Source organism: Streptomyces sp. NPDC041784 (genome assembly GCF_055591025.1).
On the sequence record NZ_JBVJAB010000041.1, the window covers coordinates 1 to 14,893 of the forward strand.

General features: G+C 70.8%; 10 protein-coding genes and 1 pseudogene. 6 read left to right on the plus strand and 5 right to left on the minus strand.

Translation table 11 applies throughout. The annotated features are described in order from the left end of the window. From ACZ6D7_RS42710 to ACZ6D7_RS42720, 3 genes and pseudogenes are all read right to left on the minus strand, one after another. Nucleotides 1–752 (minus strand): hypothetical protein (locus tag ACZ6D7_RS42710; RefSeq protein ID WP_469503116.1); only part of this gene is annotated, 752 nt, incomplete at its 3' end. A 420-nt stretch (nucleotides 753–1,172) separates the two neighbouring features. Further along, nucleotides 1,173–2,017: pseudogene (locus tag ACZ6D7_RS42715) on the minus strand (IS5 family transposase). 195 nt (nucleotides 2,018–2,212) lie between these two features. Next, on the minus strand, nucleotides 2,213–2,629 hold the full coding sequence (locus ACZ6D7_RS42720; RefSeq protein WP_469503118.1) for a MarR family winged helix-turn-helix transcriptional regulator: 417 nt from the start codon (nucleotides 2,627–2,629) through the stop codon (nucleotides 2,213–2,215). 114 nt (nucleotides 2,630–2,743) lie between these two features. Here ACZ6D7_RS42720 and ACZ6D7_RS42725 point away from each other — a divergent pair, with 114 nt between their 5' ends. From ACZ6D7_RS42725 to ACZ6D7_RS42745, 5 genes are all read left to right on the plus strand, one after another. Beyond that, the gene (locus ACZ6D7_RS42725; protein ID WP_469503120.1) at nucleotides 2,744–4,324 is read left to right on the plus strand and encodes an MFS transporter; all 1,581 of its coding nucleotides are present in this window, start codon (nucleotides 2,744–2,746) and stop codon (nucleotides 4,322–4,324) included. 77 nt (nucleotides 4,325–4,401) lie between these two features. Then, the gene (locus ACZ6D7_RS42730; protein ID WP_469503122.1) at nucleotides 4,402–5,754 is read left to right on the plus strand and encodes an aldehyde dehydrogenase family protein; all 1,353 of its coding nucleotides are present in this window, start codon (nucleotides 4,402–4,404) and stop codon (nucleotides 5,752–5,754) included. An 88-nt stretch (nucleotides 5,755–5,842) separates the two neighbouring features. Beyond that, entirely contained in the window at nucleotides 5,843–6,223 is a 381-nt protein-coding gene (locus tag ACZ6D7_RS42735; protein WP_469503233.1) for a PPOX class F420-dependent oxidoreductase, read from the plus strand. Between the two features lie 59 nt (nucleotides 6,224–6,282). Then, the gene (locus ACZ6D7_RS42740; protein WP_469503124.1) at nucleotides 6,283–6,807 is read left to right on the plus strand and encodes a GtrA domain-containing protein; all 525 of its coding nucleotides are present in this window, start codon (nucleotides 6,283–6,285) and stop codon (nucleotides 6,805–6,807) included. A gap of 742 nt (nucleotides 6,808–7,549) precedes the next feature. Further along, on the plus strand, nucleotides 7,550–7,924 hold the full coding sequence (locus ACZ6D7_RS42745) for a GntR family transcriptional regulator (RefSeq protein WP_469503126.1): 375 nt from the start codon (nucleotides 7,550–7,552) through the stop codon (nucleotides 7,922–7,924). A 328-nt stretch (nucleotides 7,925–8,252) separates the two neighbouring features. Here the strand turns inward: ACZ6D7_RS42745 and ACZ6D7_RS42750 are convergent, their stop codons facing one another. After that, nucleotides 8,253–10,520: an MMPL family transporter gene (locus ACZ6D7_RS42750; protein ID WP_469503129.1), complete on the minus strand. Its 2,268-nt coding sequence runs from the start codon at nucleotides 10,518–10,520 to the stop codon at nucleotides 8,253–8,255. 597 nt (nucleotides 10,521–11,117) lie between these two features. On the opposite strand from ACZ6D7_RS42750, the gene ACZ6D7_RS42755 reads away from it, so the two are divergent. Beyond that, on the plus strand, nucleotides 11,118–13,856 hold the full coding sequence (locus ACZ6D7_RS42755) for a helix-turn-helix transcriptional regulator (protein ID WP_469503131.1): 2,739 nt from the start codon (nucleotides 11,118–11,120) through the stop codon (nucleotides 13,854–13,856). On the opposite strand, the gene ACZ6D7_RS42760 is transcribed toward ACZ6D7_RS42755, so the two are convergent. After that, entirely contained in the window at nucleotides 13,807–14,889 is a 1,083-nt protein-coding gene (locus ACZ6D7_RS42760) for an XdhC family protein (RefSeq protein ID WP_469503133.1), read from the minus strand. The two genes, ACZ6D7_RS42755 and ACZ6D7_RS42760, sit on opposite strands and share 50 nt — an antisense overlap. Nucleotides 14,890–14,893: the final 4 nt, after the last annotated feature.

Genomic DNA, 14,893 nt, shown 5'->3' on the forward strand with positions numbered 1-14,893 from the left:
AGCGCGCGCACGCCGTCACCCGGTCCATACAGAGAACGCATCGCGTACGTCCCGGATTTGGTGACCTTCACGGCTTCCCTGTCCGACAGCCACTTCGAGTGAATCAGCTCGGGCGCGGTCAGGCCCACGCCCACGCCGCCTCCCCCCATGGGGGTCTTGAAGCTGTAATCCTCCGTGTCCCGGCAGCTCGCCAGGTCCGAGTCCTCGCAGCGGATCCGCATCTGGTGGCCGTAGCCGAGGTTGTGGCCCAACTCGTGGGATATCACCGTCTGGTCGACTGTGCCGTCGCCGGTCGGAAGCCAGGTCACGCCGCCGCCAAGAGAGCCGAGTCCCCCGAAGCCGCAGCCCGCCTTCTCGCCGGGGAAGACCAGCGACAGGTGATCAAATTCGTCCACCCACGTCAAGCCCTGTTCCTCCAGCGCCTTCTTCGTCAGCCCATAGATCGAGTCCTTGTCACAGCCGGCGGCCGGCAGGTCGAGATTGATCGGGCCGATCACTCCGCCCTCACCCCCCGCGGCCGGCTTGAACGGGGTGGCTTGCCGGGTCACCTCGCTGTAGTACGAGTTCAGGGACCGGGTCTTGCCGAAGTAGCTGTTCTGCGCGTTGCTCCTGGCCTTCGCGGGGTCAGCGAAGGAGCTGTCGCTGAAGTTGATCAGCGCGATCTGGATCCGCCGCTGGGCGGGGCCGTCCGCGGCAGCGGCGGTGGACGGTGCCGTCGCAGCCAGCGCGACGGACGTGCAGGCGGCGGACATGAGCAGGGCGCCGCGAGGCACACGCATGGGAGGGGTCCTTCCGGTGGTGGAGCGGCTCCACGGTGCGAGCGAACTCCGAACTTGCACGGGGCTCCCGAGCGACGCTCATCGCACGAGCGCCCCAAAGGGAGCTGTCACCCGTTGAGGAGCGCGGCCGCGCTCTACCGTCCTGGCGCGTTATCCGTTCGTTATGCGGGGGGTGCGAATAGCGGAACCCGTCGCGGATGAGAGCCCACAGGACGTTCACGCGTCGGCGGGCCGGGGCGAGGACTTCCTGGGTGTGCCGCAGGTGCGGATGCTGATCAGCGCGGAGGCGCAGGAGATGCGTTGCAGCCCGCAGCGCCGGGCCGCCGAACGCGACGAGGACGCAGTGACCGGCTGGTTCAAGGAGACGTGGCCTAAGACCGACCGGCAAATGGATCACTGGAGGCGTCGGGTGGTGGGGCGGCCGTCCCAGCGATAGCGGCTTGTCGAGCGTCGGATGAGCATGCGGAGCGTGACGAATGCGGCGGCGAGGCAGAAGTCCACGTCGCTGCCGTTCTTCTCGGTGCAGCGGCCAGTTTGCCGTAGCCGTTCATCCACGAGAGAGAACGCTCGACCACCCACCGTTTGCCGGTCTGGATCGGTGCGGGCACGCCCTTGCGGGCGATCTCGCCGGTGAAGCCGAACTCGTCGAGCAGGGTACGGGTCCTGGCACTGTCGTAGCCGCGGTCGAGGTTCATGTTGACGCGCTCTGAGAGTGCTCCTACCTGGGCTTTCGTTGCTTCCAGGGTAGGGCCGAGGAGCGGCGAGTCGTGCCGGTTGGCGCCTGTGGAGAGGATCCCCAAAGGGACCCCGGCCGCGTCGGTTGCGACCGAGCGCTTCAGTCCCTGCCTGCCCCGGTCGACCGGGGAGCGTCCGGCTTTCTCACCGCCCGAGGGGGCTTTTGTGATGCAGCCGTCCACGGAGACGTCGGCCAGTCCGAGGCCGATCATCCGGTCGTACGCCTGGAGCGCCAGGGCATGGATCTGCTCCGCTATGCCCATCTGTGACCAGAGTTTGACGCGGCGTCGGATGGTGCGGTCGGAGCAGCCCGGACTGGCGATGCGCTCGTATCCTGTGCCGTGAACCAGGGCCTGCACGATCTGCTCGAAGACGATCCGGTCCGGGACCCTGCGACGGTGACAGCCCAGCGGGTGGGTCGGTGCCTAGTCATCGCGTGCGGGCAGCAGGGCGGCGAACTGGTCCCACAGGGGTTCGAGCAGGCAAGACGGCACAGCAGGCACGGGCCCTCCTGTGATCACTGAGCGTAGAGAACTTCATGATCACTCAGGCCCGTGCCTGTCTCGTGCCCAGAGCATCCAGCCGCCAGGCAGCCCACCATTCGCCGGTCGGTCTAAACGAAAGTCACTTGCGGGGCCCTGGTCGGCGCAGCAGTTACTGCTCGATGGTTTGGCGGACCAGCACCCGCACAGCACGCATCAGTGCGGGAAGACGACCGTCAGCAGGCGGAAGAGTTCGGCGCGCTCCTCGTCGGACAGCTGGTCCAGGCCGGTCTGCGTCTGCTCCATCCGCTCGCGGATCGTGTCGATCGCCTTCTGGCCCGTCTCGGTGAGGGCGACGTTCTTCACACGGCGGTCGGTGGTACTGACCTCGCGGTGGACCAGATCGCGCTTTTCGAGTCGGTCGATGATCCCGGTCATGTTCGACGCGTCACAGGCGAGGGTGTGTGCGAGCGAGCGCATCGAGGCGGGCGCGCGACGCAGCACCGTGAGGGTCTTCGCCTGGCTGGAGGTAAGGCCCATGTCGGCGGCGGCTGTCGTGAAGTCGGCGTAGTGCGTACTGACCGAATGGGCGAGCAGCTCCATGAGCTGGGCCTTGGACGGGATGGGGGACATGCATCGAGCGTACCGCGAAAAGCTTGAACCTCCCAACCTTTGACATCCACCAGCTCTTATTGTTTGATGTCATCAAGCATCGAGCACCTCAATGGTCTGATTCCTCGACCATCGATGCATCCATCCTTCGGGCACCCTTCCACCGGAAAGAAGACCGTGAAGTCCTCCCTTGCCACCGCGCCGGAGCGCCGCACCGGCAGCCTCAGCCTCGTCCTGGTGCTGGGCCTCGCCGCCATGGTCGTGTCGATGATGCAGACCCTGGTCATCCCGATCCTCGGCATCATCCAGAACGACCTCGGCGCCACCACGGCCCAGGTCAGCTGGGTCACCACCGCCACGCTGCTGTCGGCCGCGGTCTTCACACCGCTCCTGGGCCGCCTCGGCGACCAGCACGGCACGAAGCCGACCCTGCTCGGCGTACTGGTGGTGATGGTCGCCGGATCCGTGCTCGCCGCGACCACGAGTTCCCTGCTGTGGCTCATCGTGGCCCGCGTGATGCAGGGCGCCGCCACCGCGATCTTCCCGCTCGCGCTGTCCGTGCTCCGCGCAGAGGTCGCACCCGCGCGGCTGCCCGGCGCCATGGCCCTGGTCAGCGGAACGCTCGGGTTCGGCAGCGGCCTCGCGCTGGTGAGCGCCGGGCTCCTCTCCCAGGGTGCCAACCCCGACTACCACCAGGTCTTCTGGCTGGCCGCCGCGCTGGCCACCGCCGCCCTCGTCGCGGTCGCGGTCGCCGTACCCGCGCCCCGCACCCGGACCGGCGGGCGCACCGACTGGCTCGGCGCCGCCGGCCTCGCCCTCGTGCTCATCCTGCTCCTGCTGCCCATCTCGCAGGGCCACACCTGGGGCTGGACCTCGGCCCGCACGCTCGCCCTCTTCGCCGGCGCCGCCGTCATGACCGTCATCTGGGTCCTCGTCGAACGCAGGGTTCGCGACCCCCTGGTCGACATGAAGATGTTCGTCCACCGCCCGGTGCTCTTCACCAACATCGCCGGACTGCTCGTCGGATTCGCCATGTTCGCGCAGTTCATCGGCGTCTCCTACCTCGTCCAGACGCCCTCTGAGATCGCCGGCTACGGCTTCGGCGCCTCCGTCCTGCGCGCCTCCGTCCTCTACCTGCTGCCCTCCGCCCTCGTCTCGCTCGTCGCAGCCCAGTTCGGAGGCATGCTGGTACGCCGCATCGGTGCGCGTCTCACCCTCGCCGTCGGCGCCGCCTTCGGTGTCATCGGTTTCGCCTGGCTGACCCTCGCCCACGACACCACCGCGTCGGTGATCCTGGCCGGCATGGTCGTCGGCATTGCCATCAGCTTCGGCTACGCGGCGATGCCCGCCCTGATCGTGGCCGGCGTCCCCCACCACCAGACCGGCATCGCCAACGGCATCAACTCCATCTCCCGCTCCACCGGCAGTGCGATCGGCAGCGCGGTCATCACCTCGCTGCTCGCCTCCAACACGCTCGACAATCTGCCCGCCGGAGTCCCCGCGCTGCCCGCCGAGAGCCAGTACACCCTGAGCTTCGCCCTGGCCGGCATGGCGTTCGTGCTGGTCATCGGCGTGGCGATGGTCGGCCTGGCGATCCGCCGGAGGTCCCCCTCGTCGGCCACGGACACACTCGCCGCGTCGAGCGATGACGAGACCACTCCCCCCGCGTCGGACGAAGCCGAGACCACGCCGGCCCGCACGGCCGTCACTGCCTGACCGCGCCACCTGTACGGCCGCGATTCTCCTTCGCCCGGATGCCGCCGGGCTTTCCCCTCACCGAACAGGACACGCCTGTGACTGACACCAAGGCAGCCTTCACCCTCGACGACACCTTCACCGCCGCCGAAGCCACCGCGCTGGTGGACCGGCTGCGCGCCACCTTCCGCACCGGCCGCACCAAGCCCCTGGCCTGGCGCCGGCAGCAGCTGACCCGCCTGCGCGACCTGCTCACCGACAACCGCGCGGCGATAGCCGACGCCCTCTACGCCGACCTGCGCAAGAACCGCGCCGAGGCCGACGCCATGGAGATCGACCTCACGATCGTCGAGATCGACGACTACCTGGAGCACCTGGAGGAGTGGACCGCCCCGCAGCCCGCCCCCGTGACGGTGCCCGGAGTCCCCGGCAGCACCGCCCGCACCGTGCTCGACCCCCTGGGTGTCGCCCTGGTCATCGCGGCGTGGAACTACCCGGTCAATCTGCTGCTCGTGCCCGTCGCGGGCGCGCTCGCCGCCGGGAACGCGGTCGTCGTCAAGCCCGCCGACTATGCCGCCCACACCTCGGCGCTGCTGGCCGAGCTGCTGCCCGCGTATCTCGACACCGACGCGACCGCCGTCGTCGAGGGCGGCGCCCCGGAGACCACCGCGCTGCTGGAGCAGCACTTCGACCACATCTTCTACACCGGCAACGGCACCGTCGGCCGCATCGTGATGACCGCCGCCGCGAAGAACCTCACCCCCGTCGTCCTCGAACTCGGCGGCAAGTCACCGGTGTTCGTGGACCGGGACGCCGACATCACCACGGTCGCGCAGCGCCTGGCGCAGACGAAGTTCGCCAACGCCGGACAGACCTGCGTCGCCCCCGACTACGTCCTGACCGACCCCGATACCGCGACCGAACTGCAGGCCGCCCTGGTGGTCGTGCTCAAGGGGCTGTTCGGTGAGGACCCGCAGACCTCCGACGCCTACGGCCGGATCATCAACGAGCGGCACTTCGACCGGCTGTCCGCGCTGCTGGCCTCCGGCCGTACGGTCACCGGCGGGCGGACCGACCGCGCGGACACGTACATCGCCCCGACCGTGCTGGCCGACGTCCGGCCCGACGAGCCCGTGATGCAGGAGGAGATCTTCGGCCCCATCCTGCCGATCCTGACCGTGGCGGACCTGGACGAGGCGATCGCGTTCATCAACGAGCGCGACAAGCCGCTCGCCCTCTACGCCTTCACCGAGAACAACACCACCAAGCGCCGCCTCGCCGCCGAGACCTCCTCGGGCGGCCTCAACTTCGGCCTGCCGATGCACCACCTCGCCGTGCCGACCCTCCCCTTCGGCGGCGTCGGCGAAAGCGGCATGGGCAACTACCACGGCCGCTACTCCATCGAGACGTTCAGCCACCGCAAGGCCGTCCTCGACGTCCCGCTGAGCTGACCCAGCCCGGAAAGAAGGCATCACCATGCGGTACGGCGCCCACGTGGCCAACGACCTCGAACACAAAAGCAAGGAGCACGAACGCATCATGGACGACACGCTGGAGCAGTTCGGCGCCGGCAAGTACATGCTCATCACCAGCTACCGCAAGAACGGCACCCCCGTCGCCACCCCGGTGTGGGTGGTACGCGACGGCGACACGCTGGGCGTGCGGACGCCCGCCGACTCCTGGAAGGTCAAGCGGATCCGGGCACGCGGCGACATCCTCGTCGGCCCCTGCGACCTGCGCGGCAACCCGACCGGCGAACACGTCCCCGCCACCGCCGAGATCACCGACGAGGCGACCGGCGCCCGCTACCGCAAACTCATCGCCCGCAAGTACGGCGTCCTCGGCCGACTCATGATCCTCCAGAGCCGGCTCCAGGGAAAGGACAGCACGCTGGGCATCCGCGTGCGGCTCACCCCCTGACGGGATGACGCACCGTCAAGTCACGACACACAAGAACGAGCGAGCAAGGGGGTCGGATCATGGAGACAGCGCAGAGTCAGCAGCAGGCGGAACCCGGCACCTTCACCGCCTTCGCCCGCTTCGTACTCTTCGGCGGCGGAGTAGGGCTCGCCTCCAGCTTCGCCGTGACGGCCCTCGCCTCCTGGATGTACTGGGGTCTGGCCAACGCTCTGATCACCGTGGTTTCCACGCTCCTCGCCACCGAGTTGCATGCCCGCTTCACCTTCGGCGCAGGCGGGCGCGCGACCCGGCGCCAGCATGCGCAGTCGGCCGGTTCCGCGGCGGCCGCGTATGCGGTCACCTCCGTGGCGATGCTTGTCCTGCAGCAACTGGCGGCGGCACCCGGTGTGATGCTTGAGCAGGTCGTCTACCTGTCCGCCTCCGCACTCGCTGGTATCGGGCGGTTCGCGGTACTGCGCCTCGTTGTCTTCGCGCGAAGCCGCTCACAGGTCGCGGCCCCCGTCCCCACCATCCGTCCCGTGAACGCGGCCGCGGCCCGCGTCGCGGCGCCCGCGGGGCCGGTGGTGCTGGGCCACGCAGCCTGACCGTTACGCCGGCGGCCCGCCGCGCGGGACGGGCAGTCTCGCCATGGACCGGTCGCGTCGAGGATTCGGATGCGGACTCGGGCTCCCCTCGGGGGTGGTGATAGCCCGCACCGGCTGGTGCCCGGTGTCCGGCGACAGGATGGCCATGGCCGCACCGGTACCTCCGGCTGTGATCAGTGTGACGGCGGCGGCCGCGGCGGCACGACGCCGCCTCGGTATGCAGCGTTGTATTCGCAGGCTGCGGCGTCCAGGCGGATTGCCGCTCCCCGGTGTGCCAAGAACGATGGTGTCCGCCCCGACGGCGGGGTACCGGCCACCCGCGCCCGGGTCGGCCTTCCCGCTGTGTTGGGCCAACTCGTCGGGACTGCCCTGATCTGCGTGCACGGCCAGGTCCGAAGGACCACCTGTACCCGTTCGCACGTCGGTCTCGAAGGCTGCTTTCTGGGCGGCCAAGCCGTCGCCCCCGACGGGCGCGAGCCCCGCGAGGCCGGACAGCGCCCCGGCCACTCGGCGGGCAGCAGGCCGGCCTGCAGGCGCGAGCAAAGCGTGCAGTCGCGGGCGTGCCGCGCGATCCGCTTGCGCCACAGCGCCGACGGGACGCCGTCCCAGAGCCTGATGCGGTCGTCGAGCAGCACACAGCGGGGCACCGCGGCCAGCGCCCGCACCACCAGGCGGGCCGTCTCCAACTGGGCCTTCATCCGCTGCACCCGCACCGCGGTGTGCTGCGCCGGACGGCCCGACGATGACCGCACTCGCCGTCCGCGTCGACACCACCAGCCCAGTACCGCCGTACGAGCAGATCCGCGCCCAGCTCGCCGCCCTGATTGTCACCGGCCGCCTGACCGAGGACGAGCGCCTGCCGACCGTACGTCAGCTCGCCACCGACCTCGGCCTGGCACCGGGCACCGTGGCCCGCGCCTACCGTGAGCTGGAGGCCGCGAAACTGATCCGCACCCGCCGTGGGGCAGGCACCCGGGTCGCGACACCCCCGTCCGAACCAACCCGCCCCGGCCCGGACCAACTCGCCACACTGGCCCGGGACTTCACCTCAGCTGCCCGCGCCCTGGGCGCCGACACCGAAGCCATCCTGGCCGCCATCCGCGAGGCCATGGACTGACGATGGCCGGCCCCGCACCCGTCGGGCCGCGGGAACGGGCACGACTGAGATCCGGTACGACTTCGCCCCTTCGGGAACTCCGGGCGGATGTTCAACGGGGTCGACGGCAAGGTCCACGAGCGGCCGGCGATCCTCTCCAGTCGGAGACACGGACGGGGGCCGGAACTGGGCCACCCGATTCACCTGCGGGCGGATCACCCGATTCGCGGTCTACCGCATCACCGGATCCGTACACGGAGCGGCGGGGACTGAAACGGAGCAGAAGCCCCCGGTCTGATGATGTGCTCACCGCACACCGTCAGACCGGGGGCCGCCGAGGTCTGAGCACTCAGACCTTCACCCGTTCCCGCTCCTCATCCGGACCCGCACCCTTCGCATCGCCCGAGCCGGGCGAGCCCGACGAGCGGGCCCAGTCAGCCTGCGTCCGCAGCGCCTCCCCCTCGACATCCACGTTCGGCAGCACCCGGTCCAGCCACTTCGGCAGCCACCACGCCTTCTTGCCGAGCAGGGCCAGGACGGCCGGGACGATCGCCATCCGCACGATGAACGCGTCGAAGAAGACCGCGATCGCCAGTCCGAAGCCGATCATCTTGACCATCGCCTCGCTGGAGCCGACGAATCCCGCGAACACCGCGATCATGATCACCGCCGCGGCCGTCACGACCCGTGCCCCGTGGTTGAAGCCGGTCACCACGGCCTGGCTCGGCTTCTCGCCATGGATGTACGCCTCTCGCATCCGGGTCACGAGGAACACCTCGTAGTCCATCGCGAGGCCGAAGACCACACCGATCAGGAAGATCGGCATGATCGCCACGATGGGGCGGGTCTCGTCGACGCCCACGAGGTCGGCCATCCAGCCCCACTGGAAGACCGCGACCACGGCACCGAGGGCCGCCATCACGCTCAGCAGGAAGCCGAGGGCTGCCTTCAGCGGGACGAGGATCGAGCGGAAGACCACGATCAGCAGGAGGAACGCCAGGCCGACGACCAGGGCCAGGTACGGCATCAGCGCGTCGTTCAGCTTCTGCGCGACGTCGATGTTCATGGCTGTGGTACCGGTGACCAGCACGTCCGCGTCCGTGTCGGCCTTGATGTCCGTGCCCGCGTCCCGGATCGCGTACACCAGGTCCTCGGTGGTGACCGCCGACGGCTCGGAGTCCGGGATCACGGTGATCGTGGCCGTGTCGCCCGCCTTGTTGGGGGCGGCCGGCATCACGGTCGCGACGTTCTCGAGGCCCTTGATGTCGTCTCCGACCTGCTTGAAGGCCGCGTCCGGGTCGTCGCTCGCCTTCGCGTCGACGACGACCACCAGGGGACCGTTGAACCCGGGGCCGAAGCCGTCGGACAGCAGGTCGTACGCCCGGCGCTGCGTCGTCGAGGTCGGCAGCGAGCTGTCGTCCCCGATGCCCAGATCCATGGAGGTGGCGGGGATGGCGGCGGCGCCGAGGCCGACGATGCCGAGGAGCAGTACGGCGATCGGACGGCGTACGACGAACCTCGCCCAGCGCGTGCCCATGTTGGGCTTGGGCTTGGCCGAAGCGCCCTTCCTCGCGGCCCGGGCGCCGCCCAGGAACCTGCTCTTCTCGCCTGCCGGCTTGACCCTCCGACCCGCGTAACCGAGCAGCGCGGGGATCATCGTCAGTGCGATGAGCACGGCGATGGCGACCGTGCCCGCGGCCGCGACGCCCATCTTCGTCAGCATCGGCATGTTGACGACGGACAGGCCCACCAGCGCGATCACGACCGTGAGGCCGGCGAACACCACCGCCGAGCCTGCGGTGCCGACGGCCCGGCCGGCCGCCTCCTCGCGCTCGCGGCCCTCGGCCAGTTCGGTCCGATAGCGGGAGAGGACGAACAGGGCGTAGTCGATGCCGACCGCCAAGCCGATCATCGAGGCCAGCGTCGACGTCGTCGAGCCCAGGTCGAGGGCGCTGGCGAGGGCGGTGATCGCCGAGACTCCGATGCCGACGCCGATGAGCGCCGTCAGCAGTGGCAGGCCAGCCGCGAGCAGTGAGCCGAAGGTGATGACCAGGACCACAGCGGCGACCGCGATACCGATGATCTCGCCGGCGCCGGTCTCCGGCTGTGCCTGGAGTGCGTCTCCGCCGACCTCCACGGTCAGCCCGGCGTCCCGCGCGTCCTGCGCGGCATCCTCCAGGGCTTCCCGGGTGCCGTCCTGCAGTTCCATGCCGGGGACCTTGTACTTGACCGACGCGTAGGCGATCGTGCCGTCCTTGCTGACGGCGTCGGCCTTGTACGGATCGGCGACGGAGGCGACCTCGGAGCCTTCGCCCAACTCGTCGACGGTCTTCTGCGCGGCGTCCCTGTTGGCGGCGTCCGTCATCTTCTCGCCGGCGGGTGCCTTGAAGACGACGCGGGCGTTGCCGCCGTCGGCGCTCATCCCGGGGAAGCGCTGTTCCAGCAGGTCGAAGGCCTTCTGGGCCTCGGTGCCGGGGACGGAGAAGGACGTGTTGCTCGCCGCGGGGGCGCTGGCCGCGGCGAAGCCCGCGAGCGTCAGCAGTGCCACCCATATGAGGGCGACGAAATGCCGTCGCCTGAAGGCGAGTCGGCCGAGTCTGTAGAGAAACGTGGCCACGAGGGCGTACTCCCGGTCATGTCGTGGGTCGTGGGTTCTTCGGGGCAGGGGTGATCAGCCCGGCGGGGAGGCAGGGTTGATCGGCCCTACGACGTGGGCGGTCACGTCAGGGCTGGGTGCGGGCCTTGTCAGGCGGTGGTTGAGCCGAGGGTTCGGGGAGGACCACGGCGTCGATATGCGTAGGGAGGAAGTCCTGCGTCGGCGGCTGTTCGTCGTCGATCAGCGTGCGGGCGGCGATCGCAGAGGGAGGCGCGCAGCCCACGAGACTCTGTCTGAGGTGATCAGGCTGATCCGATCAGGCAGCCGGGTTCGACAGAGGCTCGTGTGAGACCTGCCACCACGACGACGGGTAAGTCTGCCCTGGAGCGGATTGGTGTCATGGAAGTTCTTCATCCCTGTTCGACGTGCACCGGCGCTTCGCGAGAGTCCTACAGCTGGAGGCGGACCCGCCCGGACAGCCCAGAGGACCGCCCTAGAGAAAGACCGGTCGTTCTACTATCTGACCATAGCCTCCCTGGGATCCTCGCGCCACACACATCGACCCAATTGAGGCGTTCCTCACCCCCCACCACTGACACAGAGAGGTAGCCTCACCGCATGCTCCACGGGCGGCAAAAGGAACTCCACGCACTGAGCCGGCTTGTCGCGGAGGCCAGTGCGGGCCAGGGCGGAGCGCTGATCGTGGAGGGGGCTGCCGGGGTCGGCAAGACCGCGTTGCTACGGCGCACTGTTGCCGCCGCCGGCAGCGGCACGCGTGTGCTGACCTGCTCGGGCGTCCAGGCCGAAGTCGCCCTGGCCTTCGGCGGATTACAGCGGCTGCTGACACCGCTGCTCGACCGGCTGCCGGAGCTGCCGGACGATCAAGTCGGCGCGCTGCGCAGCGCGTTGGGCCTGTCCACCGCGCCGGCCGCTGATCTGATGGTCCGTACGGCCGTGCTGTCCTTGTTGGACCGGGCCGCTGCCCGTACCCCGCTCCTGCTCGTCGCGGACGATCTGCACTGGCTCGACCCGGCCACGGCCGGTGTGCTGCTCTTCGCCGCCCGCCGCCTCGAGGGCCGCTCCATCGCCTTCCTCGCCGCCGTCCGCGAAGCCGGAGAGGACACTCGGGACCTGCCACAGCTCACGCTCCGCGGGCTCACCCCGGACGCCGCGTCCGCCCTCCTCGACGAGCACGGCTGGGGGACTCCGGGTCCGGCCAGGCGCGCCGTCGCCGACGCCGTGGGAGGCAACCCGCTGGCGCTCCAGGAACTGGTACGGCTCGGCAGTCCGGCGGAGGTCGCGGAGAAGGTCGTACTTACCGGAACTGCCCCGCTCAGCCTGCGCCTTCGCGAGGTCTTCGCCGAACGCACCCGCGAACTGCCCGAATCGGCCCGCACCCTCCTGCTGGTGGCGGCAGCGGAGGACAGCGGCCACACCGGCACCGTGCTCGCCGCAGCCCGGCGGCTGGCGGTCGACGAGCAGGCACTGGACGTCGTGGAGGCCGCGGGGCACCTGGAGGAAGTGTCGAGCGGCCGACTGAGGTTCCCGCATCCGCTCGTACGGGCCGCGGTGTATGCCGACGCCTCTGCTCGCCGGCGTGCGCTCGCGCATCGCGCCCTCGCCGACGAGTTGGCCACGCGACATCCGGAGGGCGGGCAGCACGAACGGGCCGTGTGGCATCGCGCGCTCGCGGCCACCGGCCCCGACGAGCAACTGGCCGAAGCACTGGAAGCCGGCGCGGCCACCGTGCGCCGCAGGGGCGGGCTCGCCGTGGCCGCGGCCGTACTGCACCGGGCCGCGCTGCTGAGCCCCACGGAGCAGCAGCGCACCAGGCGACTCGCCGCCGCGGCCGAAGCAGCCTGGAAGTCGGGCAGTCCTCAGCTGGCCCACCCGCTGCTGAGGGAGGCGCTGTCCCAGCCCGCGGACGCCGGGACTCAGCTGGAACTGGGCCGGCTGCGGGGCATGATGGAGTTGTGGGGCGGCGATCAGCAGGCGGCGACGGCCCGGCTGCTGGACAGTGCGGCCGCGCTCATCGACCACTCCCCCGGGCAGGCCGTGATCCTGGCTTTCATGGCGGTGGACGGGGCGCTGCGCGCCGACCGGACGGACGAGGCCCTGCGGGCCGCGCGCCTCATCGAGGCCGCCGGCGGTGAGGATCCCGGGTATGCGCGGTACGGGAGTTGGCTGGCGGACGCGGTCGCCGGCCGTCCCCGGGACGGGCTGACTCCCTGGCAGATCCTCCAGGCCGCGCCGGAGGGCCTCAGCCGCAACGACGCCCACCGCCACGTATGGCCTGCGGCGCTGAGCAATCTCGGGTCCTCCCCTCGGACGGCCCGGTCCTTCATCCTCGAAGCCTGCGACCGTTTCGCGACGTCCGGGATGCTCGCGGTCCGTGGACTGCTTCTGTCGTGGCTTGCGGACCTGGAGTACCGGATCGGGCTGTGGTCCGAGTGCGAGGCGCACGCCCAGGAGGGGTTGCGGATGGCCCGGGACGTCGGGCAGCCCGTCCTGGAGGCGGATCTGCTCGCGGTGCTGGCCCTGCTGTCCGCCGGGCGCGGCGAGGCGGCGGAGTGCCGCGGGTACGCCGAGCGCGCACAAGCTCTGGCGGTGCCGCAGGGCAACAGGTCGGCGGCGGGCACCGCCCAGTGGGCGCTGGGGCGGCTGTCCCTGGCCGCCGGCGACTACGCGGAGGCCTGTGAACGGCTGGCGGCGCTTGGCGAGCCGGGCTCACCGTTCGCCCACCGCCAGGTGGCCCGGCAGGCCGTCCTCGACGTGGTGGAGGCGCAGGTGCGCGCGGACCGCAGGGAAGCCGCCAAGCACTCGGCGTGGGCGTTCGAGGAGTGGTCGGAGCGGACCACTCTGGCCTGGCCGGAGCTGTCCCGGCACGGCATCCGCGCCCTGCTCGCGGAGGGCGACACGGCCGACAAGCACTTCCAGGCGGCCCTTTCGGCTCCGGGCGCGGCGGACGCTCCGCTCGCCCGGGGGCATACGGCGCTGCTGTACGGGGGGTGGCTGCGTCGGAGCCGGCGCGAGGGCGAGGCCAGAACACAGCTCCGCTCGGCACTGGAGACACTGGCGGGCCTCGGGGCGCGGGACGAGGCGGAGCGCGCCCGCGCCCAGCTGCGCGCGGCGGGAGGTGCGCCCCGTCGGCGTGGCGGGGATCCATCGGCTCGGCTGACGGTCCAGGAGCTGCAGGTCGCCCGACTGGCGGCGGAGGGGCTGAGCAACCGGGAGATCGGCGCGCGGCTCTCCCTGAGCCCGCGCACCGTCGGCTACCACCTGTACAAGGTGTTCCCGAAGCTGGGCATCAGCAGCCGCTCGCAACTGCGCGACGCGGACTGGGATGCCGTTGGCTGACGCGTACGGCGACGAGTTGGGCCGCGATCGCCGTGGCGACCTCGGCCGGGGCACGGCCGCCGAGGGGCAGGCCGATCGGCGAGTGGATCGCCGAGAGCCCCGCCTCGTCGAGTCCGGCGTCGCGCAGCCGTTCGCTCCGGTCCCGGACCGTCGCCGCCGAACCGGTCGCGCCCAGGTACCCGACGCCCGCCTCGGCGGCTTCCAGCAGCGCCGGTACGTCGACCCGCGCCTCGTGCGTGAGCACCACGACGGCGGAGCGGCTGTCGAGCCTGCCGTCGCCGCGCAGGGCGCGCAGTGCCGTCTGCGGCAGCCCGGTAAGCACCTCCAAACCGGCGTCCCGTGCCTGCGCCGCGAACACCGGGCGGTGCTCCAGAACGACCGGCCTGTAGCCGAGTTCGGCACCGATCCGGGCCAGGGGCCCGGCCACCGGTGTCCAGGTGACGATCGCCAGCATCGGCGGGGAGGCGTGTGCGGCGACGAAGACGTCCGGATGTGGACCGATGCTGAGAACCGCGGTGCCGCCTTCGGGTAGCAGAAGCCGCGCCGTCTCCTCGGCATCGCGGTCCGCCTCGCCCGCCCCGAGGCTGCCCTCCCGGCCGACCTCGGGCAGCACGACCAGGTGCGATGAGCCGGTGTCGTGCAGGCGGACGGCGTGCGCGACCGGGCGCCCGGCCCCGACCGCCTCGGCCAGAACGGGCAGCCACCGAGTGCCGTCCGGCGGCACCGGCTCGATCCAGACCGTGACCGTGCCCCCGCAGGTCAGGCCGACGTCGAACGGTCCGCTGTCGGGGCCGGCGGGACCGTAGCGGCGCAGCACGGGGCGGCCATCGCCCAGCACCTCCTGCGCGGTCGCGGCGACGTCGGCGTCGACGCAGCCGCCGCTGATCGCGCCGAGCACCGTGCCCTCGCCGTCGACGGCCATCGCCGTGCCGACCGGGAACGGCGTGCTGCCGGCCGCGTCGACGAGGGTGGCCAGGGCGAACGGCCGGGACTCGCGCCACCACCCCGCGAGCTGCGGAAGTATGTCGCGCACGGCG

Coding starts and splice junctions, on each gene's coding strand:
- ACZ6D7_RS42725 (WP_469503120.1), top strand. CDS start 2,744: ATGCATCCATCCTTCGGGCACCCTTCCACCGGAAAGAAGACCGTGAAG.
- ACZ6D7_RS42720 (WP_469503118.1), bottom strand. CDS start 2,629: ATGTCCCCCATCCCGTCCAAGGCCCAGCTCATGGAGCTGCTCGCCCAT.
- ACZ6D7_RS42740 (WP_469503124.1), top strand. CDS start 6,283: ATGGAGACAGCGCAGAGTCAGCAGCAGGCGGAACCCGGCACCTTCACC.
- ACZ6D7_RS42755 (WP_469503131.1), top strand. CDS start 11,118: ATGCTCCACGGGCGGCAAAAGGAACTCCACGCACTGAGCCGGCTTGTC.
- ACZ6D7_RS42745 (WP_469503126.1), top strand. CDS start 7,550: ATGACCGCACTCGCCGTCCGCGTCGACACCACCAGCCCAGTACCGCCG.
- ACZ6D7_RS42735 (WP_469503233.1), top strand. CDS start 5,843: ATGGACGACACGCTGGAGCAGTTCGGCGCCGGCAAGTACATGCTCATC.